Annotated in this window: 24 protein-coding genes, 1 other RNA gene and 1 riboswitch; of the genes, 5 read left to right on the top strand and 20 right to left on the bottom strand. The window is 39.7% G+C overall.

Annotated features, from left to right (window positions below):
• Positions 1–246 precede the first annotated feature (246 nt).
• Complete coding sequence (locus LIT25_08845; protein ID USK35380.1) at positions 247–741, top strand: sigma-70 family RNA polymerase sigma factor; 495 nt, start codon at positions 247–249, stop codon at positions 739–741.
• A 58-nt stretch (positions 742–799) separates the two neighbouring features.
• Here LIT25_08845 and LIT25_08840 read toward each other — a convergent pair whose 3' ends face one another.
• From LIT25_08840 to LIT25_08830, 3 genes are all read right to left on the bottom strand, one after another.
• The gene (locus tag LIT25_08840) at positions 800–994 is read right to left on the bottom strand and encodes a hypothetical protein (protein USK35379.1); all 195 of its coding nucleotides are present in this window, start codon (positions 992–994) and stop codon (positions 800–802) included.
• 68 nt (positions 995–1,062) lie between these two features.
• A complete protein-coding gene (locus LIT25_08835; protein USK35378.1) occupies positions 1,063–1,710 on the bottom strand; it encodes an SDR family oxidoreductase in 648 nt (215 codons plus the stop codon).
• Between the two features lie 75 nt (positions 1,711–1,785).
• Entirely contained in the window at positions 1,786–2,652 is an 867-nt protein-coding gene (locus LIT25_08830; protein ID USK35377.1) for a patatin family protein, read from the bottom strand.
• Positions 2,653–2,835: 183 nt separating this feature from the next.
• Between LIT25_08830 and LIT25_08825 the strand changes: the two genes are divergently transcribed.
• Positions 2,836–3,024, top strand: coding sequence for a DUF2187 family protein (locus LIT25_08825; GenBank protein ID USK35376.1), 189 nt, complete (start codon positions 2,836–2,838; stop codon positions 3,022–3,024).
• 206 nt (positions 3,025–3,230) lie between these two features.
• Positions 3,231–3,737: a GNAT family N-acetyltransferase gene (locus LIT25_08820; GenBank protein USK35375.1), complete on the top strand. Its 507-nt coding sequence runs from the start codon at positions 3,231–3,233 to the stop codon at positions 3,735–3,737.
• Between the two features lie 2,077 nt (positions 3,738–5,814).
• On the opposite strand, the gene LIT25_08815 is transcribed toward LIT25_08820, so the two are convergent.
• Positions 5,815–6,612: a peptidoglycan-binding protein gene (locus tag LIT25_08815; protein USK35374.1), complete on the bottom strand. Its 798-nt coding sequence runs from the start codon at positions 6,610–6,612 to the stop codon at positions 5,815–5,817.
• A gap of 133 nt (positions 6,613–6,745) precedes the next feature.
• Entirely contained in the window at positions 6,746–7,537 is a 792-nt protein-coding gene (locus tag LIT25_08810) for an AAA family ATPase (GenBank protein USK35373.1), read from the bottom strand.
• Between the two features lie 100 nt (positions 7,538–7,637).
• Between LIT25_08810 and LIT25_08805 the strand changes: the two genes are divergently transcribed.
• Entirely contained in the window at positions 7,638–8,312 is a 675-nt protein-coding gene (locus LIT25_08805) for an SOS response-associated peptidase (GenBank protein USK35372.1), read from the top strand.
• Positions 8,313–8,573: 261 nt separating this feature from the next.
• Here LIT25_08805 and ssrS read toward each other — a convergent pair.
• Together ssrS and LIT25_08795 are read right to left on the bottom strand one after the other, a co-directional pair.
• Positions 8,574–8,762: non-coding RNA, 6S RNA (gene ssrS / locus LIT25_08800), on the bottom strand.
• Positions 8,763–8,851: 89 nt separating this feature from the next.
• Positions 8,852–9,175, bottom strand: a complete 324-nt coding sequence (locus LIT25_08795) for an MGMT family protein (protein USK35371.1) — start codon at positions 9,173–9,175, stop codon at positions 8,852–8,854.
• A 158-nt stretch (positions 9,176–9,333) separates the two neighbouring features.
• Between LIT25_08795 and LIT25_08790 the strand changes: the two genes are divergently transcribed.
• Complete coding sequence (locus tag LIT25_08790; protein ID USK35370.1) at positions 9,334–9,489, top strand: hypothetical protein; 156 nt, start codon at positions 9,334–9,336, stop codon at positions 9,487–9,489.
• A 493-nt stretch (positions 9,490–9,982) separates the two neighbouring features.
• Here the strand turns inward: LIT25_08790 and LIT25_08785 are convergent, their stop codons facing one another.
• The 13 genes from LIT25_08785 to queC form a co-directional block, all read right to left on the bottom strand.
• Positions 9,983–10,495 (bottom strand): undecaprenyl-diphosphatase, encoded by a 513-nt coding sequence (locus LIT25_08785; GenBank protein USK35369.1) that lies wholly within the window; start codon positions 10,493–10,495, stop codon positions 9,983–9,985.
• A gap of 306 nt (positions 10,496–10,801) precedes the next feature.
• Entirely contained in the window at positions 10,802–11,662 is an 861-nt protein-coding gene (locus LIT25_08780; protein USK35368.1) for a DUF421 domain-containing protein, read from the bottom strand.
• A gap of 33 nt (positions 11,663–11,695) precedes the next feature.
• Positions 11,696–11,902, bottom strand: a complete 207-nt coding sequence (locus LIT25_08775; GenBank protein ID USK35367.1) for a DUF1657 domain-containing protein — start codon at positions 11,900–11,902, stop codon at positions 11,696–11,698.
• Positions 11,903–11,914: 12 nt separating this feature from the next.
• Positions 11,915–12,265, bottom strand: a complete 351-nt coding sequence (gene spoVAE / locus LIT25_08770) for a stage V sporulation protein AE (GenBank protein ID USK35366.1) — start codon at positions 12,263–12,265, stop codon at positions 11,915–11,917.
• 5 nt (positions 12,266–12,270) lie between these two features.
• Positions 12,271–13,281: a stage V sporulation protein AD gene (gene spoVAD, locus LIT25_08765; GenBank protein ID USK35365.1), complete on the bottom strand. Its 1,011-nt coding sequence runs from the start codon at positions 13,279–13,281 to the stop codon at positions 12,271–12,273.
• Complete coding sequence (gene spoVAC / locus LIT25_08760; GenBank protein USK35364.1) at positions 13,281–13,760, bottom strand: stage V sporulation protein AC; 480 nt, start codon at positions 13,758–13,760, stop codon at positions 13,281–13,283. Before spoVAC ends, spoVAD begins: the two co-directional genes overlap by 1 nt.
• A 16-nt stretch (positions 13,761–13,776) precedes the next feature.
• The gene (locus tag LIT25_08755; GenBank protein ID USK35363.1) at positions 13,777–14,250 is read right to left on the bottom strand and encodes a YhcN/YlaJ family sporulation lipoprotein; all 474 of its coding nucleotides are present in this window, start codon (positions 14,248–14,250) and stop codon (positions 13,777–13,779) included.
• Between the two features lie 80 nt (positions 14,251–14,330).
• Entirely contained in the window at positions 14,331–14,534 is a 204-nt protein-coding gene (locus LIT25_08750; GenBank protein USK35362.1) for a DUF1657 domain-containing protein, read from the bottom strand.
• Between the two features lie 210 nt (positions 14,535–14,744).
• Positions 14,745–14,945 (bottom strand): cold-shock protein, encoded by a 201-nt coding sequence (locus LIT25_08745; GenBank protein USK36214.1) that lies wholly within the window; start codon positions 14,943–14,945, stop codon positions 14,745–14,747.
• Between the two features lie 183 nt (positions 14,946–15,128).
• Positions 15,129–15,626 carry a preQ(1) synthase gene (gene queF / locus LIT25_08740; protein ID USK35361.1) on the bottom strand — a complete coding sequence of 166 codons (498 nt, stop codon included), beginning with the start codon at positions 15,624–15,626 and terminating at the stop codon, positions 15,129–15,131.
• 20 nt (positions 15,627–15,646) lie between these two features.
• On the bottom strand, positions 15,647–16,375 hold the full coding sequence (queE, locus tag LIT25_08735; protein USK35360.1) for a 7-carboxy-7-deazaguanine synthase QueE: 729 nt from the start codon (positions 16,373–16,375) through the stop codon (positions 15,647–15,649).
• Positions 16,372–16,809 carry a 6-carboxytetrahydropterin synthase QueD gene (queD, locus tag LIT25_08730; GenBank protein USK35359.1) on the bottom strand — a complete coding sequence of 146 codons (438 nt, stop codon included), beginning with the start codon at positions 16,807–16,809 and terminating at the stop codon, positions 16,372–16,374. The genes queE and queD overlap by 4 nt, the downstream gene beginning before the upstream one ends.
• The gene (gene queC, locus LIT25_08725) at positions 16,809–17,468 is read right to left on the bottom strand and encodes a 7-cyano-7-deazaguanine synthase QueC (protein ID USK35358.1); all 660 of its coding nucleotides are present in this window, start codon (positions 17,466–17,468) and stop codon (positions 16,809–16,811) included. The genes queD and queC overlap by 1 nt, the downstream gene beginning before the upstream one ends.
• Before the next feature lie 144 nt (positions 17,469–17,612).
• Positions 17,613–17,657, bottom strand: a riboswitch (PreQ1 riboswitch).
• Positions 17,658–17,689 lie beyond the last annotated feature (32 nt).

The following is a 17,689-nucleotide window of genomic DNA, read 5'->3' as shown; positions in this document are numbered from 1 at the left end:
ACCTAATTCATTGCTTAAAAATTGGAAGGATTACCAATTCAATGTTCAAAAAAATGCGGCATATGTGTCATTTTCCTGAAATGAAACATAAGATAGCGGACATTTCCCTATGCACAAACAGCAAACTTGAAGCTTTTATCCATATAGAAATACGTTCTTTTCTCCTTTTACCATTTCACATTCCTTTCTTATGATAAACCTACCGCGGAATACTTTAATGGAGCGCTCCTTAGTGGAGACCTGAAAATGATTGAAGAAAAAAGTTTTGAAGAACTTGTCAAGCAGTATCAAAAAATGATTTATTATCACATTAAACATTTGAACATTACAAAAAATCAGGAAGAATACCATCAAATTGGGCTTATCGCATTGTGGAATGCCTCAAAAACCTATGACAGATCTAAAGGCACCTTCAGTACCTATCTTTATAAGTGCATAAGAGGCCAGCTTCTAAATGAAATGAACAAACAAATCAGAAGACAAGATCACGAGGAGCTTCGTGAACATCATAACGATGTGATGATGGATAATGATCCTATTAAAGAAATGTTAAACGAGCAAATTGTCCGCTCATATAGTCATATCCTGTCTCCAATGCAGCAAAAATGGCTGATTGGCTATTGCATTGAAAGGAAAACGCCATCTGAAATTGCGGAGAGCGAAAAAGTAAGTGCTGCCAGTGTGAAATCATGGAGAAGAGAGGCTTTAAAGAAGATCAAAGCCTTATCAGAAGAATCATAAGTCTGAACCATTCGAAAAAAAGAAAGACGGCTGTCACAAGTGACAGCCGATTCTTAATTCAGCTCCGGGGAACCTGCATATACCTATATATAACACTTCCGCCCTGCTGGGCAATTCCGCGGAAATGCTTAAAATCCTCACGTTCAACAAGAGCCGTCCTAAAGGTAAGAAACACTTCTTTTGGGACGTGATATTCATTCATTTCGCCATTTTTTAAAGAGTCCAGCATCTCATTTGCCAATTGTTTATCCATGGAACGTACTTCCCCCAAATCTTTTCATATATGCAAGTTTACTAAGGAGAAGTCCGCTTGTCCATGACTTAATAAATAAATTTTAATGCTTCCTCTATGTCTGTTTCACCAGAGAGGATTTCAAACGTTTTGTTTTTCACTTCTTCATGCGTAAGCGAAGCAATCAGAACCGCTGCTACATCTTCACGGGAAATGCTGCGGTTTTCTTTGTTCTCAATTTTTTGGGACGCTTCAATCTTTCCTATTGCCCTTTCATCCGTCAGTGCACCAGGTCTCACAATGGTATAGGAAAGATCTGATCCGCGCAGATATTCATCTGCAATTGCCTTTACCTTAAAATACTGTTCCATTGATTCAGGACCTGCTGAAGGATTATCTGTCCCCATAGAACTCAGCATGACAAAATGCTGAATCCGATGTTCCTTAGCAGCGTCAATCAGGTTTTTAGCCCCTTCCTGGTCAACAGAAATTGTTTTATCAGGTCCCGTTTTTGAACCTGATCCGGCTGCAAAAATGACTGCATCTGCGAGATGAACCGCATGAGATACATCTCCTTCAAGATCGCCGACAACGGTTTGGGCACCCAGCTTCTCAAGCTCTTTTTCCTGCTTAGGATCCCGTACCATTGCGATAGCGCGATGCCGGCCGCCGCGTGCAATTTGTTCTATTATATGTTTCCCTGTTTTTCCGTTAGCACCTGCAATTAAAACGTTCATACTAACCAACACCTTTTATTTAGTATGATTGTACTCTTCCCCAGGAAACTTCCTTCAAACGTTTGAATAGGTTTTTCAGGTTAAGACGTGATGCTGCTCATGCCATTTACGCAGTGCTTCAAAACAAGCTTCTGCATCCTGTAAACCCTGCTCATAAAGCTTTTCAAGTTTAACCGGGTTTCTTTCAATCCGGTCAACTTCGAGCTTTTTAGTAGGACGGATCACAAACACATTGCCGAGCTTTTCCTGCTCCTCAATATAATCTAGCGTCTGATTATAATGCTCATACCGGTTCAGCATGGCATCTGCAAGCATTGGATAGGCTCTGAAAGAACGTTTGACCATCCATTCCATGCTGCTCTTTTTCTTTCTGTAGCCTGCATTTCTGGTTAAAATGACCACATTCCGGGCATTGCCGTCTGCTTGTGATTTTTTGATCGGAATCGAATCGACAATCCCCCCGTCAAGCAGCATCCTTCCTTCGTAATCAATCATTGGTGCAATGAACGGAAGAGAGCTTGAGGCTCTTAAAATCGTTAAAATATCCCTGCCGATATCCTTTTTATTATAGTAAACAGGCTCCCCTGTCTTACAGTCGGTTGTTCCTACTAAAAATGTCTGATCGCTTTTCAGAAAGGCATCAAAGTTAAAAGGAACAAGTTTGTTTGGAATCTCATCAAAAATGAAGTCCATTCCAAACAGCTGCTTATGACGGATAAAATTGCCTAACGATAAATAGCTCTTATGATTGGCGTAATTGATGTTTACCGTTTTATTTCTTCCTTTTTGCCTTGAAATATATGAAGCGCCCATGCAGGCACCCGCCGAAACCCCAATTACATAGGGGAAATATAAATCTTTTTCCATAAAATATTCTAATACGCCCGCGGTATAAACCCCTCGCATTCCTCCGCCTTCGAGGACAAGACCTGATGAAACCAAGCTAATTCACCTCTTTCAAAAACAATTTTATCTTACTATAACATGTTCAATTCCCCTTCTTCACCTAATCTGTTTGGCCTATTTTCAAAATTCTTACACATTTTTGATTGAAAACCTTTACTTAACTGAAAAAATAATGTTAAATAGTCCTAATGGGGATCTGTATAGAGAAGGAGAGAGGAAATGAAAATCGCTAAAGTTGGCAATGTGATTGAATTCAGAGACGGTTTACGTGGCATCGTGGAGAAAGTTAATGAAAATTCAGTGATTGTAGACTTGACGTATATGGAAAATTTCCGCGATTTAGATCTTGAGAGACGGACGGTCGTCAATCATAAAAACTATAAAATTGTAAAAGAACAGCTTCATTGATTTAAAAACAGCAGCCTGGAAGAGGATCCTCTTTCAGGCTGTTTTATTTTTTTCTCTTATTATGATTTTACATTGCTTTAATGAAAAGAAACCATACTAAATAAGAAAGACGAAACGGCAAGGTCAGCTCCGAAAGGCAGATAAAGAGCAGGCAAAATGTTCAGGATTGACTTTTATCTCCAGGAAAAAGGAAAAGAGGTGCCGCTATGGAATTTAGGCTGCTGACAGAGGAAGATACAGAACAGTACCGGGCACTGCGGCTGCAGGCCCTGAATGAGCTGCCATCCAACTTTGCTTCAAGTTATGAAAAGGAAAAGAAAAAATCAATTGAGGAATTAATCCATGAGATAACTCCTTCAGAATCTGCGTTTATTATGGGTGCTTTAATGGATTCAGAGCTTTACGGCATCGCGGGTTTCAAACAGGAGAGTCTTGAAAAAATGAAGCATCGCGGCCAAATTCTTGGAATGTACATCTCTCCCACTATGCGCGGCAAAGGCTTTGGAAAAAAATTACTGGGCTCTCTTATTGACCGGATTAAAGAAAATGCGGCCATTGAAAAAGTTGATCTTGCGGTGGCTGTTGATAATCAAAGTGCCAAGGCGTTATATGAATCTTTGGGCTTTATTCAATACGGCGAATACAAAGAAGCCCTGAAAATTGCGGATGGGTATGTAGATGAGGTTTATATGAGCATGGAGCTTGAACGCTGAATTGGCAGCTTTAGATAGGAAAATAACTGGGGTGGATAATTTGGCTGGGCGAGCGAGCACAATCAGTCACTGAAAACAGTCATTTTTTTCAGTCAGAATTCCTTAATAATGCCCTCTTTTAGCAGCGTTGATCATTTTATGGCAGATGCTACACTATTTATTGCATATAATGAGGTACAGAAGGATCCAACTCGCAGGAATCTTGTTTCAATTCGCGAGAACAGCTTTTCAACTCGCATACCTCGATTCCAGCCATGAAAATGCCCATTTCTAGCTGCCGTTGGCCACTTATCTCAGATACTGCGAAATTTATGACATAAACTCAAGCTGTATCTGGCATAGGATGGGGTACAGTTGCATCCTACTCGCAAAAACATTCATCCAATTAGTGAGAATGCATCTCCAACTCGCAAGAATCTTGTTTCTATTCGCGAGAACAGCTTTTCAACTCGCATACCTCGATTCCAGCCATGAAAATGCCCATTTCTAGCTGCCGTTGGCCACTTATCTCAGATACTGCGAAATTTATGACATAAACTTAATCAGTATTTGGCAATATGATGGGTACAGTTGCATCCTACTCGCAAAAACAATCATCCATTTAGTAAGAATGCATCTCCAACTCGCAAGAATCTTGTTTCTATTCGCGAGAAAAGCTTTTCAACTCGCATACCTCGATTCCAGCTATGAAAATGCTCATTTCTAGCTGCCGTTGGCCACTTATCTCAGATACTGCGATATCTATGACATAAACTCAAGCAGTATTTGGCAATATGATGGGTACAGTTGCATCCTACTCGCAAAAACAATCATCCAATTAGTGAGAATGCATCTCCAACTCGCAAGAATCTTGTTTCTATTCGCGAGAACAGCTTTTCAACTCGCATACCTCGATTCCAGCCATGAAAATGCCCATTTCTAGCTGCCGTTGGCCACTTATCTCAGATACTGCGAAATTTATGACATAAACTCAAGCTGTATCTGGCATAGGATGGGGTACAGTTGCATCCTACTCGCAAAAACATTCATCCAATTAGTGAGAATGCATCTCCAACTCGCAAGAATCTTGTTTCTATTCGCGAGAACAGCTTTTCAACTCGCATACCTCGATTCCAGCCATGAAAATGCCCATTTCCAGCTGCCGTTGGCCACTTATCTTAGATACTGCGAAATCTATGACATAAACTCAGACAGTATTTGGCAATATGATGGGTACAGTTGCATCCTACTCGCAAAAACATTCATCCAATTAGTGAGAATGCATCTCCAACTCGCAAGAATCTTGTTTCAATTTGCGAGAACTGCTCTTCAACTCGCATACCTCAATTCCAGCCATGAAAATGCCCATTTCTAGCTGCCGTTGGCCACTTATCTCAGATACTGTGAAATCTATGAGATAAACTCAAGCAGTATTTGGCAATATGATGAGTACAGTTGCATCCTACTCGCAAAAACATTCATCCAATTAGTGAGAATGCATCTCCAACTCGCAAAAATCTTGTTTCAATTCGCGAGAACAGCTTTTCAACTCGCATACCTCGATTCCAGCCATAAAAATGCCTATTTCCAGCTGCCGTTGGCCACTTATCTTAGATACTGCGAAATCTATGACATAAACTCAGACAGTATTTGGCAATATGATGGGTACAGTTGCATCCTACTCGCAAAAACATTCATCCAATTAGTGAGAATGCATCTCCAACTCGCAAGAATCTCGTTTCAATTTGCGAGAACAGCTTTTCAACTCGCATACCTCGATTCCAGCCATGAAAATGCCCATTTCTAGCTGCCGTTGGCCACTTATCTCAGATACTGCGAAATTTATGAAATAAACTCAAGCTGTATCTGGCATAGGATGGGGTACAGTTGCATCCTACTCGCAAAAACATTCATCCAATTAGTGAGAATGCATCTCCAACTCGCAAGAATCTCGTTTCATTTTGCGAGAAAAGCGTTTCAACTCTCACATCTGAAAAATCTCATAAAATTCCTGTTTCTATCTGCCGTTGGCCATTCTAAAAAGCAAAAATCCGCTGCAGGCAGCGGATTTCCCATTTACTATGTATCTAGTAATCTATTATTGATAAACTTTGATGTTAACTGTTTTTCTGCCCCAATTGATTGCACTGCTTTGACCTGCAATAAAGACATCAATCTTGTTGCCTGAAATCGCACCGCCAATATCAGCTGCAATCGCTTTTCCGTAGCCTTCAACTTCTACTGTTGAGCCAATTGGAATCACGTTCGGATCAACGGCAATCACTTTAGCATCAGGGTATTTTTTCAAATCCACACCCATCTTCGTAACTCCTGAACAGCCTTCGCAAGAAGCCGTATATGCCGTGCTAGTAACCGTTAACTCTTTTACAGTGCCTGAAACGCTGCTTGATTTTTGATTTAACTTACTAAAGGTTTGCGGTCCAGCGATACCATCACTTTTTATTCCTTTTTGCTGCTGGAAATTAGCTACTGCACTTTTCGTGCCGTTCCCGTATATTCCATCAACAATACCAGTGTATACTCCCCACTCTTTCAGCAGACGCTGAAGCTTGATTACTGGTTTTCCCATATCGCCATAGCGCAACACTTTAATTTTTTGATTCGTTTGTGGGCCTGCGATTCCATCAACCTGAATGCGGCTCTTTTCCTGAAATTCTTTCACCGCTTCTTTTGTAATTGGACCATAATAGCCTGTCTCTTCAAAATATGGGAACACACTTTTTGATAAAAGATGTTCCTGCAGTTCTTTAACATCTGAATGGCTCATTCCCTGTGAAAGCGTTCTGTCTCCAAGTGCCGCTTCCCCGCTCAATGGAAAAATCACACTTACACTGAGTACCGATGCGCCAATCAAACCCATAAGCTTTTTCCTCATTTTGCCCCTCCTCATGTAATAGTAATACATCACACTATACGTGAAAAAGTTGGGAGTGTTGGTGTATTGAGGAAAAAACAAAACGGAAGAACTAGAAAAATGTCAATTATTAGTCCGTATTTCGACAAAATACTCATAAGTGTTTAAGGTATCTTTCAGGCGAATTCAGAAATTCTCTCGTCATTCTGACATGCTCTAAATCAGCATATTGCACGCTTTTTAAAGGCAAGTCATCAAGTGAATAAATAACAGCATCTGGAAAAGCCATTAAGATAGGAGAATGAGTCGCAATGATAAATTGCGAGCCCTCTTTGATCATTTCAAGCAGCATACTAATTAAACTCAGCTGTTTCATCGGGGACAGCGGACCCTCTGGCTCATCAAGCAAATAAAAGCCGTTTGGGCGAAATCTTGATTGAAAAAACGCCAAAAATCTCTCTCCATGTGACCGGTTGTCAAGCCCTCTCCCGTATAGTTCCTCAATTTCTCCGATCGCTTTATGATAAGGAGAGGCTGCAAGCTGACGGGCCAAGATCGATTTGTCCCGGTACTCATCTTCAACTTCCTCTAGCCTTTTTGCTGCCTCTGCTCTCATGCGAGTGACATTGCGGGCATATGTCAGAAAGTCATCTGCTTTTAAATAAAAGCCTTTTTTTGTTTTTGCACTCCATGAAAGCTTTAACTGACGGGAAAATCTCCTGATTTCGTCATTTATATCGTCATCATCTGCTGATGCAATGCGGATTAAACCGGAATGCTCAGCTATTGCTTCAAGCAGTGTTGACTTACCGCTCCCATTTTCTCCTGCAAGAATCGTTACCGGTGCTTCGAACGACAGAGTAAGAGATTCTTTAAACAGCGGAAGTCCATATGGATACTCCTGCTTTTTATTACCAGGGACAAAGCTGACTCTCTTTAAATGCACCACAGATCTCTCCTTTTTATTTTTTATTATACGACACCTTTTTTCTTCTTGTCTAAAGGGAATGATAACGGTATCATTTTACATAAAAAGGAGAATGTCCATGTGCGGCAGATACACCTTATTCGCAGAATATGCAGATCTTGTAGATCGATTTCATATAGGCGCAGCCATTGATGAAGATGAGTATGTATACAGCTACAACATCGCTCCTTCCCACGAAGTACTGTCAATCATTAACGATGGCACTCAAAATCGAATGGGTTTATTAAAATGGGGGCTCATCCCTCCTTTTGCAAAGGATGAAAAAATCGGATATAAAACAATCAATGCCAGAGCAGAAACTTTAGCCGATAAACCAAGTTTCAGAAATGCTTTCAGAAATAAAAGATGTCTTGTTCTTGCTGATTCTTTCTATGAATGGAAACGGCATGAAAGCGGCAAAACACCGATGAGAATTAAAATGAAATCAAATGAGCCCTTCGGTATGGCAGGCTTATGGGAATCATGGAAATCGCCAAATGGCAAAACCATCTATTCCTGTACCGTTATCACAACCGAGCCAAATGAGCTGATGAGCTCCATTCACGATAGAATGCCCGTTATCCTGAAGCCAGAAGACGAAGCAAGCTGGCTCGACCCATCCAATCATGATCCAGATTATCTTCATCAGTTTTTGAAGCCTTTTGACCAAACGCAAATGGAGGCGTTTGAAGTATCTTCTGAAGTAAATTCTCCTAAAAATAATGGGGTGCATTTGATTCGGGAGATTTGCTGAATATGGATATGAGGGTTCTGCGGCGATGATCAATGGGGAAAGAAACTGAGTGACCAAATATTAAAAATATGGGTTGTTCACATTTATATTAATTTCATTCTGAAAGAATCGGAATAATGGGAGAGATGCCGGAAATGATTAAAATTTATTTCAAAAGCATCAAAATAAAGGAACTCCTTGCTTCCATCCAAGTAAACTTAAAGACTGTAATACATCAAAAAACCAGCTCCTGAGGTAGGAACTGGTTTTAAATGATTAAAGAAAGAAGCCACAATTGCCGTAACTTACGTAAGAAAGTTTTAAACCACCACTTCTCAAAGTGGGTGTTTGCAGCAGCTTTCCTGTCTTCCTCTGCTAATGGAGGCATGACATTTCAGATGCGATATAAAACTCCCTATTACAGCTTAAAGGTTAAAACTTAATTATCATTACGTACAAATGCAGCTTGTAGTAGTATATTACATCATTATAAGGCAGCGGTCAACCGAAAAGTTCCTATACCCCAAATATGGATTAAACAGCAGAATTTAGCTTTTTTATCAGTCAGCCGCATCCATGCCAGGATCATAGATCCAATCCTCAAGATGGATTCGATATTCACCGATAAAAGAGATGCCTTCATCTTCTAATAATTTTTTTTGCAGTCTGCCGGCCTCCGTCCCCTTCATGCCGATTTCCCCCTTGGAATTTATGACACGATGCCATGGCAGACGATGCTTTTCGCTCATCGAATGAAGAATGCGGACCACCTGCCGCGCTCCTCTTGGCTGACCGGCGCACCGCGCAACTTGTCCATATGTCATCACTTTTCCGGCTGGTATTGATCTGATCATTAATAACGCTCTTTGAGTAAAAGTCTCCATCTTTGATCTCCCTGTTCAATAATATTCATCCTTCTATGATAAACTAATCATAATATGGATTTCACTACTGACATAAAGAGGTGCTGATCATCGCAAAAAGGATACAGATACCATCAAATCTCTTAACCCATCATTACATTCAGAACGAACAGACCGAATTGAAGATCGTAACACCACATTATGAGCTGGATCCAGATCTTTATTTCTCTGAAGAACTGTCAAAAGCATTTAAAACAGAAGCTATGGAGCTTTTTTATTCGTATGTACGCAAGGCTAACCGCATGGAAGGAGAGAATGACTTTGAATTTAAGTAAAAGCATGTTGCCCCGCCAGATTTCGAGTTATAATAAAAGAAAGGTCTAATTTCTTTGAAATAGGATGGTGACTATATGAAGAACCGAGACAAGCGTAAAAAACGCAAGCGTGACATGCTGAAGGACTATATAAAAAGCAGGTTAAAGAATTTAAAGCCAAAAACGAGCAAGTCACCCGTTTCAAATCATCAATCAGGACGTAAATAATAAATAATCATTTTTTATTAGGTAATCCTGCGAACCTGTGCTAAAATGAAAGCAACCATTTAACAAAGCTTGTAACATGATACCTCCCCCCCGCTCAAAGGATTTGAGCGGGGGTTTTTATTGTTCAAAGGTTTTCTGGCTGTTCATCCTCTCTAAATAAAAAACGCTTGTCCTTTCCAAAGGATACCTGCGCTTTTGAATTCAAAGAGAAAGCAAAACTTTTTAAATCTAAAAAAGATTACTGTATAAAAAGAAATAATAATCACACATGATTTAAATTTAGCTGCTATTGACGGACAAAATAGTTTGCACAACTAGAAATTTTATCTAACAAAATACTTGTCATGGTGGCAATAAACGCACTTCCGATAATATCAGACGGATAATGATGTCCTACCCAAATACGTGAGAAGCCCGTCAACACAGATAATACCCACATGATTGAACCAAAAATACGATCATAAAGAAAGATAGTAGTAGATACAGCAAAAACAAGCAGAGTATGTTTACTTGGAAATGAAGAATCCATTTTTGAAGGAATGAGTATGCCGACCTGTCGTTTCACAAACGGTCGCTGTTTAAAATAAACCATTTTTACCAAAGTATTAATAAATAAAGTCAGCCCCGCTGATATCACTGCATTTCGTGACACTTTTTTGTAAGAATTACTAAATCGCATGAAAATTAAAACAAAAATAAACACATAACGAATCTTATTTGAAATCAAAATCATCAGCCAATCAATTGGAGAACAACGTCCGGAAAGCTGATTGATTGTCTTAAATACTTTGTAGTTCATAAAAATGTCTCCTGACTTTATTGTTATACCTAAAATTCCCTTTCAAGCGAGAAATATGTAAAAATCGGGAAAATGATTTTTCTCAAAGGTTAGGTGCTCCTTAAAGAGATTCAAGGTTTAAATAGGTAAGTCTGGAAAAAGCACATTCCACTATATCAGGAGTGCGCTTCTCGTTGGAACCAGCATTTGGAAAAAATCATAACAGCGTTTCATTTCTTATGCTAATCATTCATTATTGTTAAGAAAAACGATGCTTTCATCATTCTGAATATCAATATTTCGAGTTAATACCATTCCCCTTAACTATTAACTTTTTAAAATAGGTCTTACTTTTTCTAGAGCTTCTTGTAATTTTTCACTATTTTCACTATACATCTGCTTTGCCTCCGTTGATTCAGTTCCAAGGGCAAACAGCTCTAAATCCGCCTGACATTTTTTCATTGCGGCGAAAACTAAAGGTTTTTCTTGAGGAGTTGGAACCTGAAGTTTATCATCAAAGAGGTCAACGGTTAATTGTCCGTAAGAATCTACCTGTCCAAGAAAAACATTTTCAATGGTAACTCCCAGTTTTTCCAGTTCAGTTTTCAGCCAATTTCTACTTCGGCCACTAGTAGACAGCGGCTCATCTAAGATTTCTCCATCCATAATGACGGTCTGGGGTTCCTTAATGGAAGCAACATTCAAGTTTACATCTTTCGGAGTTAAAGGCTGATTTTCTTTTTTTAACAGAACACTTAATTCCCCGGTCGGCTCTAATAACGCAAATTCCACATCAGCCACCTGGAAGACATCCTTATTTCGAAGCAATTCCAGCAGCTCATCAGTTGTGTATTTTTCCTTTTTCAAGTTTTCTTCCATGATTTTCCCATCTTTAATAAAAATGGTTGCTTTCCCTTCTATAAAATCGCGAAAGACTTTGCTTTTTAAAGAAATCAAACCTGCTATAAAAGGCATTAAAGCGAAGATCGAGATTCCGATTATCCCGTGAAACATGTTCTTTTCAAGCCCCATAGCAACTTCTCCTGCAATACTTCCAATTGTAATGCCAGTGACATATTCAAAAAATGAAAGTTCGGAAAGCTGCTTTTTACCTAACCATTTTGTAAGTAGAAATAAGACAACTACAAATAAGAATGACCGTACTACTACATCTAACCACTCAGGCACTGTTTAACACCTCCTGTTTAAGAATGGTTTATCCTAAAAACCTTTATATTGAGACTCTTCTCGTTCCAATTCCCCAATTCGCTTTTTTAAATCTGCCGATATTTCATGCATGATCATCATGGTTTCATGTAATGTACGTTTTGATTCATTAGCTTGAGTCCGTAACGCTAAACTTGATAGATCAGCCTCAATACCTTTTAGCTGAGCAAAACATTGTTTCACATCTGATGCGATGGTCATTACGGTTCCTCCTTATCCTTTAGGTTTAAAAAGCATGGCGCCAATCATCCCGAAAATGATGGCAGCAGAAATACCGGCACTTGTCACTTCAAACATTCCCGATATTACACCGACTAATCCATGTTTTTCAGCTTCTTCCATCGCGCCATGCACAAGGGAATTTCCGAAACTCGTAATCGGAACCGTAGCTCCTGCTCCTGCAAAATCGATAAACGGTTCATATAAACCAAATCCATCAAGAAGGGCACCGATGACAACGAATGTACTTAATGTGTGAGCAGGTGTGAGTTTAAACACATCAAACATAATTTGACCAACTACGCAAATCAAACCGCCTACGACAAAAGCCCAAAAGAAAATCATAATCGTTATTCACCTCCGTATTCTATCGACACAGCATGAGCAATACAAGGAATCGTTTCATTTTGCTGAAAGCTTAAAGGCGATAATAAAGCACCAGTCGCTGCAACCAATATGCGTTTAAACTCACCTTTTTTCATTCGGTTTAATAAGTGACCATATACGACGGTTGCTGAACATGCCGGGCCGCTTGCTCCAGCGAGTACTGGCTGCCCTTCCCGGTAGATCATCATTCCACAGTCCTGATACTGTTTTTCATTTATTGGGGTTCCATGTTTTTTAAATAAATCAAGTGAAACTTCGTGACCTATCTGACCAAGATCTCCTGTTACAATCAAATCATAATAGGAAGGATCTAGATTTCGTTCTGTTAAATGAGCCTCAATCGTATCAACCGCAGCAGGAGCCATCGCACCTCCCATGTTAAATGGATCGGTCATTCCCATATCAATGACACGGCCGATCGTAGCAGATGTAACACGAGGGCCCTCTCCTGATTGACCTAACAAAGCAACTCCTGCACCAGTTACAGTCCACTGTGCTGTTGGTGGTTTCTGTCCGCCGTACTCAGTCGGATAACGGAACTGTTTTTCAACAGCAGTGTTATGACTGGAAGCTCCTGTTAATAAATATTTGGCGCCTTTGGTGTTAACTAGATAAGCGCCAAGAGCAAGTCCCTCCATTGAGGTTGAACAGGCGCCAAACAACCCGAGATATGGTGTTCCTAATGTCCGGCACGCAAAGCTTGTAGGCGTAATTTGATTAATAAGGTCTCCTCCAAGGAAAAACTGAATTTGCTCCTTTTGAAGACCAGCTTTTTCAATAGCTCTTTGACTGGCTTCTTCAATTAGAACTTTATGGGCTTTCTCGTAGGAATCTTGTTCTAACCATAAATCGGAATGAAGAAGATCAAAATCTTCAGCCAGTAACCCTTCTGCTTCAAATGGTCCGCCGACTGTTCCAGTGGAGAGAATGACCGGCTTTTGCTCAAATATCCACGTACGATGCCCCATTAACATTACAAACCACCCCACTGGATAAGAATGGTTTTGATTGTAGCAATCACAAACGCGGAAAAAGTACCGAACAAGATGACAGAGCCAGCTAATTTAAACATATTACCGCCTACACCTAGTACAAACCCTTCTGTTCGATGTTCAATGGCTGCGGATATAACTGCGTTTCCGAAGCCGGTAACCGGAACAGCAGAACCAGCCCCTCCAAATTGTGCGATTCGATCATAGACTCCAAAACCTGTAAGAAGCATAGAGATGAAAATTAAAGTACCAACCGTCGGATTTCCAGCTGTTTGGTCAGTAAAATCAAAATAATAAATATAAAACATTTGAATACACTGGCCGACCAAGCAAATGAATCCACCCGTTAAAAATGCCTTTATACAATTTTTAAAAACCGGTCTTTTTGTTTCCAGCTGCTTTTCAAGGGTTTGATACTCTTGTTGTACAGGTGTTAATTGTTTCTTTTGCTTATTTGACATGCCTGCCCCTCTTTCATCATGCTTTTTCCTTCATAAGACTTTTAATTTTATCGAAATCTTTTTTTAATGATTTCATTTGTGTATGATCTTTTTGCAGTTTTTGTTCTAATTGTTCCAGTTCCAAATAAATTTTTTGATCAGTGGAAACGAAGATTTTATACTCGGAATGCATTTTTTCTAAGTCTGATTTCAGTTTCTTTTTGATACTCTTTAATCGAAACCGATCAAATTGGTTGACTTTTACCGCCAATAACAGCTCCTTATCTGTATTCACAGCCTTAACTCCCGAAATCTCCTCTTTTTTTATTACTTTTTCTTTTGCTTGATTGGAAATAGTTTGATCGATTGGCTTGCTTGTATGTACCTTTACGATATTTGCATCATCATTGTTATTGGCAAAGCGATTCTGATTTCCAGCACATCCTGAGCCAAGTCCGATAACCGCTAGTATAATAAGACAAATGTTTAATATCTTCATCTTATTTCTCATGTGATCACCCCTCTGTTTCTATCCATAAATTGAAGTATAAAAAAAGGTTGATTGAATCAACCAACCTTCTGGATATCGTTCTATTCTTTGTATTGAGGTTCTTCTTGTTCAATTTGCTGAAGACGTGGAGAGATACTATCAACAATAGATTGAGTTTGTTGAGCTGCTTGTTGGTAAAGCTGTTTTGCTTGCGGATTTTCGGTACCAAGTGCAAAGGTTTCTAAACTGGCCTGGGCGCTTTTTAATCCAGCTAGTGTTTGCTTAACTTGTGCTCCTATTGTCATTTTTGATTCCTTCTTCCTTTTGATTTATTAATGTACAATTTGTATTGTTTCTTATTTTATTTATTTTATGTATATCAACTGCATTGGCTTTCTTCCACTTTTCTGCCCGCACATATTCATTCTTACTGCTCGGTCTGCAATTATGAAAATAAAATTGGACACAAAAAAACAGCCTCTATAAAAGAGACTGTTTTATATGTCAGCTTAAAATTAAGCTTTTTGAACGTTAGTTGCTTGAGGTCCGCGTTGACCTTGCTCTACGTCAAATGTAACTGCTTGGCCTTCGTCTAAAGATTTGAAACCTTCGCCTTGAATAGCTGAGAAATGAACGAATACGTCTTCTCCGCCTTCGCGCTCGATGAATCCGAAACCTTTTTCTGCGTTAAACCATTTTACTGTACCTTGTTCCATTGTTGTTGCCTCCTCGTATGCTTTAGCATACATTGTGTTACTATCCTTGCTCTCATTGATAACAAAAGGTGAAAAGTTTTAGCACTTGTTCTTTCCTTGCGTACCGAACAAAAATAATTCTTAATAAACATAACATGTATTCTTTTAAAAAGCAAATTTTGCTTGAAAATAATTTCGTTTTTTTCAGCGATTGTCGATTTTCTCCGGATACATATCATGATTCATCATGCGGTGCTCCGCCATTTGTTCATATTTTGTGCCAGGTTTTCCGTAGTTTGTATAAGGATCGATTGAAATTCCGCCGCGCGGAGTGAACTTGCCCCATACTTCAATATATCTAGGATCCATCAGGTCAATCAGATCATTCATGATGATGTTCATGCAGTCTTCATGGAAGTCTCCGTGATTGCGGAAGCTGAATAAATAAAGCTTCAATGATTTGCTCTCAACCATTTTTTTATCTGGAATATAGCTGATATAAATGGCTGCAAAGTCAGGCTGCCCTGTTTTTGGACAAAGACTTGTAAATTCAGGGCAATTAAATTTCACAAAATAATCGCGGTTTTCGTGTTTATTATCAAATGATTCTAAAATATCAGGGCTGTATTCGAATAAATAATTTGTTCCCTGATTGCCAAGCAATGTTACATCTGTTAGTTCTGAATCTTGTCTTCCAGCCATAATCAGCCGTCCTTTCTTTGTTAAACTCCTCTTTTGTTTCCCCAGACAAGGGTGTGCAGCTGCGGCAATACGCGCGCATTGTTTAAATCTTCTTCTGATACTGCCCGGTCTATCAGCCACTCGTATCTTGTAAGCAAATGAGCAATTAATTTTCCATCATCCGGTTCTTGGACCAGATCATTTCCTACCTGAAGATAAAAAATGATTTCCGGGTATTTCTTGTGAACCATTTTCGCATACTCCAAATCATGCTCATCAAATACAACTACTTTTAAACTGGCATAATGGAGACGGTTTTTTTCAGTTAAATAGCGAACAATTTCATCCAATTTATCAAAGTCAGTCTTCATTCCTGAGCTCGGAGGTTTTGGCGAGATGGTCAAATCATCAATTTGATCGAACCAGGGCTGCAGACGGCTGCCCTGTGTTTCAATTGCAACTTTTACTTTCTTTTCGTGAAGAAGTTCAATCAGTTCATTCAGATTCCCAAGTAAAGCAGGATTTCCGCCTGAAATTGTCACGTGAGAAAAATGGCTTCCGCCAAGTTCGAACAGCTCTGACCAAATTTCTTCCGCTGTTAATTGTCTAATGTCATCTTTTGCGGATCCGTCCCAAGTGAAAGCAGAATCACACCAGCTGCAAGAATAGTCACAGCCTGCTGTACGGACAAACATCGTTTTTTGACCAATAACCATTCCTTCTCCTTGAATGGTCGGGCCGAAAATTTCTAAAACGGGAAACTTTTTCATCCACTTTTCACCTGCTTGGGGCGGTACATTACGTAGCTTGTTGGTGTTTCGCGGACAAAAACACCGACACATTTCGGTTTGTGCCCCAGTGTATCCAAATGCTGCTGTATCATTTCATAAATCGTGCGCGCCACTACTTCAGTAGTAGGAAATTTTTTTGGATCATGATCATCAAACAATTCATTTTCATTAAGAATTGTATGGTCAAAGCGGTCGTGCACGAGCTCCTTGATATGGGCAAAATTTATGAGGAACCCTGATTGATCAAGCTCATCACCCGCGACCGTTACATTAATAAAATACGTATGACCATGGATACGGCGGCATTTGCCTGCTTCTTCATTCGGCACGTAGTGAGCGGCAGATATCTGCATATCTTTGTTCAGCTCATAAGAATAAGGGTGGAGTGTTTGCGGGTACATTTGCTGAAGCATTACGCCTCTCCTCCTTTTACAGCCAGATAATCGTCAAGGCCTTTTTTCCTTAAGTGACATGCTGGACATTCTCCGCATCCTTCTGCGATAATACCGTTGTAGCATGTGAGCGTTTTTTCCCTTACATAGTCCAGTGCACCGAGTTCATCTGCAAGCTTCCATGTTTCCGCTTTATTGATCCACATAAGCGGCGTATGAATGACAAATTGATCATCCATTGCTAAATTGATGGTGACGTTGCATGATTTTACGAACACGTCGCGGCAATCCGGATACCCGCTGAAATCTGTTTCACAGACCCCTGTAACGATATGCTTTGCTCCGATTTGCTTAGCTAGGACGGATGCAAACGTCAGGAACAGCAAATTTCTTCCTGGAACAAAAGTTGAAGGGAGTTCGCCTTCCTTATGTTCAATTTCAATATCATCTCTTGTAAGGGCATTAGGTGCAAGCTGGTTTAAGAGCGACATATCCAAAAGATGGTGCCGTACTCCAAGATCATTTGCAATGGCTTCTGCCACTTCTATTTCAAGCTTGTGGCGCTGGTTATAATTAAACGTTACAACTTCCACTTCTTTAAATTGCTTTATGGCCCAAAATAAACATGTCGTACTATCCTGGCCGCCGCTGAAAACAACAAGTGCTTTATCGTTTTTCATCTATATATCCTCCTCATTCGAAGAGAGCATTCTTTCACAACCCCGATTTAAAAATCGGCATAAGAAAAGACACCCTGATAGGTTCAGAAGTGTCTAGCATGTAAAATCCCCAACTAAAAAACTATACCTCTATCAAGATACAGCTCATACTTAGTTTTTTATAGAGGGTTGTGCTAGAACCTCTCCCGCACAAACTGCGCGGAATTTATCAATATTTTTAC

It is taken from the genome of Bacillus sp. F19 (assembly GCA_023823795.1).
Taxonomy (GTDB): domain Bacteria; phylum Bacillota; class Bacilli; order Bacillales; family Bacillaceae; genus Bacillus_P.
Note: the sequence above shows the minus strand (reverse complement) of the source record. Positions and strands in the feature narration are given on the sequence as shown.

Excerpts from the sequence above, each read along its gene's own strand:
- LIT25_08815 (USK35374.1), bottom strand. The coding sequence starts at position 6,612 with ATGAGGAAAAAGCTTATGGGTTTGATTGGCGCATCGGTACTCAGTGTA.
- queC (USK35358.1), bottom strand. The coding sequence starts at position 17,468 with ATGAAAAACGATAAAGCACTTGTTGTTTTCAGCGGCGGCCAGGATAGT.
- spoVAD (USK35365.1), bottom strand. The coding sequence starts at position 13,281 with ATGTTAATGGGGCATCGTACGTGGATATTTGAGCAAAAGCCGGTCATT.
- LIT25_08840 (USK35379.1), bottom strand. The coding sequence starts at position 994 with ATGGATAAACAATTGGCAAATGAGATGCTGGACTCTTTAAAAAATGGC.
- LIT25_08825 (USK35376.1), top strand. The coding sequence starts at position 2,836 with ATGAAAATCGCTAAAGTTGGCAATGTGATTGAATTCAGAGACGGTTTA.
- LIT25_08795 (USK35371.1), bottom strand. The coding sequence starts at position 9,175 with ATGGAGACTTTTACTCAAAGAGCGTTATTAATGATCAGATCAATACCA.
- queD (USK35359.1), bottom strand. The coding sequence starts at position 16,809 with ATGCTTCAGCAAATGTACCCGCAAACACTCCACCCTTATTCTTATGAG.
- LIT25_08785 (USK35369.1), bottom strand. The coding sequence starts at position 10,495 with ATGAACTACAAAGTATTTAAGACAATCAATCAGCTTTCCGGACGTTGT.
- queF (USK35361.1), bottom strand. The coding sequence starts at position 15,626 with ATGGCTGGAAGACAAGATTCAGAACTAACAGATGTAACATTGCTTGGC.
- LIT25_08805 (USK35372.1), top strand. The coding sequence starts at position 7,638 with ATGTGCGGCAGATACACCTTATTCGCAGAATATGCAGATCTTGTAGAT.
- spoVAE (USK35366.1), bottom strand. The coding sequence starts at position 12,265 with ATGATTTTCTTTTGGGCTTTTGTCGTAGGCGGTTTGATTTGCGTAGTT.
- queE (USK35360.1), bottom strand. The coding sequence starts at position 16,375 with ATGAAAAAGTTTCCCGTTTTAGAAATTTTCGGCCCGACCATTCAAGGA.
- LIT25_08845 (USK35380.1), top strand. The coding sequence starts at position 247 with ATGATTGAAGAAAAAAGTTTTGAAGAACTTGTCAAGCAGTATCAAAAA.
- LIT25_08775 (USK35367.1), bottom strand. The coding sequence starts at position 11,902 with ATGACCATCGCATCAGATGTGAAACAATGTTTTGCTCAGCTAAAAGGT.
- LIT25_08755 (USK35363.1), bottom strand. The coding sequence starts at position 14,250 with ATGAGAAATAAGATGAAGATATTAAACATTTGTCTTATTATACTAGCG.
- LIT25_08820 (USK35375.1), top strand. The coding sequence starts at position 3,231 with ATGGAATTTAGGCTGCTGACAGAGGAAGATACAGAACAGTACCGGGCA.
- LIT25_08745 (USK36214.1), bottom strand. The coding sequence starts at position 14,945 with ATGGAACAAGGTACAGTAAAATGGTTTAACGCAGAAAAAGGTTTCGGA.
- spoVAC (USK35364.1), bottom strand. The coding sequence starts at position 13,760 with ATGTCAAATAAGCAAAAGAAACAATTAACACCTGTACAACAAGAGTAT.
- LIT25_08750 (USK35362.1), bottom strand. The coding sequence starts at position 14,534 with ATGACAATAGGAGCACAAGTTAAGCAAACACTAGCTGGATTAAAAAGC.
- LIT25_08835 (USK35378.1), bottom strand. The coding sequence starts at position 1,710 with ATGAACGTTTTAATTGCAGGTGCTAACGGAAAAACAGGGAAACATATA.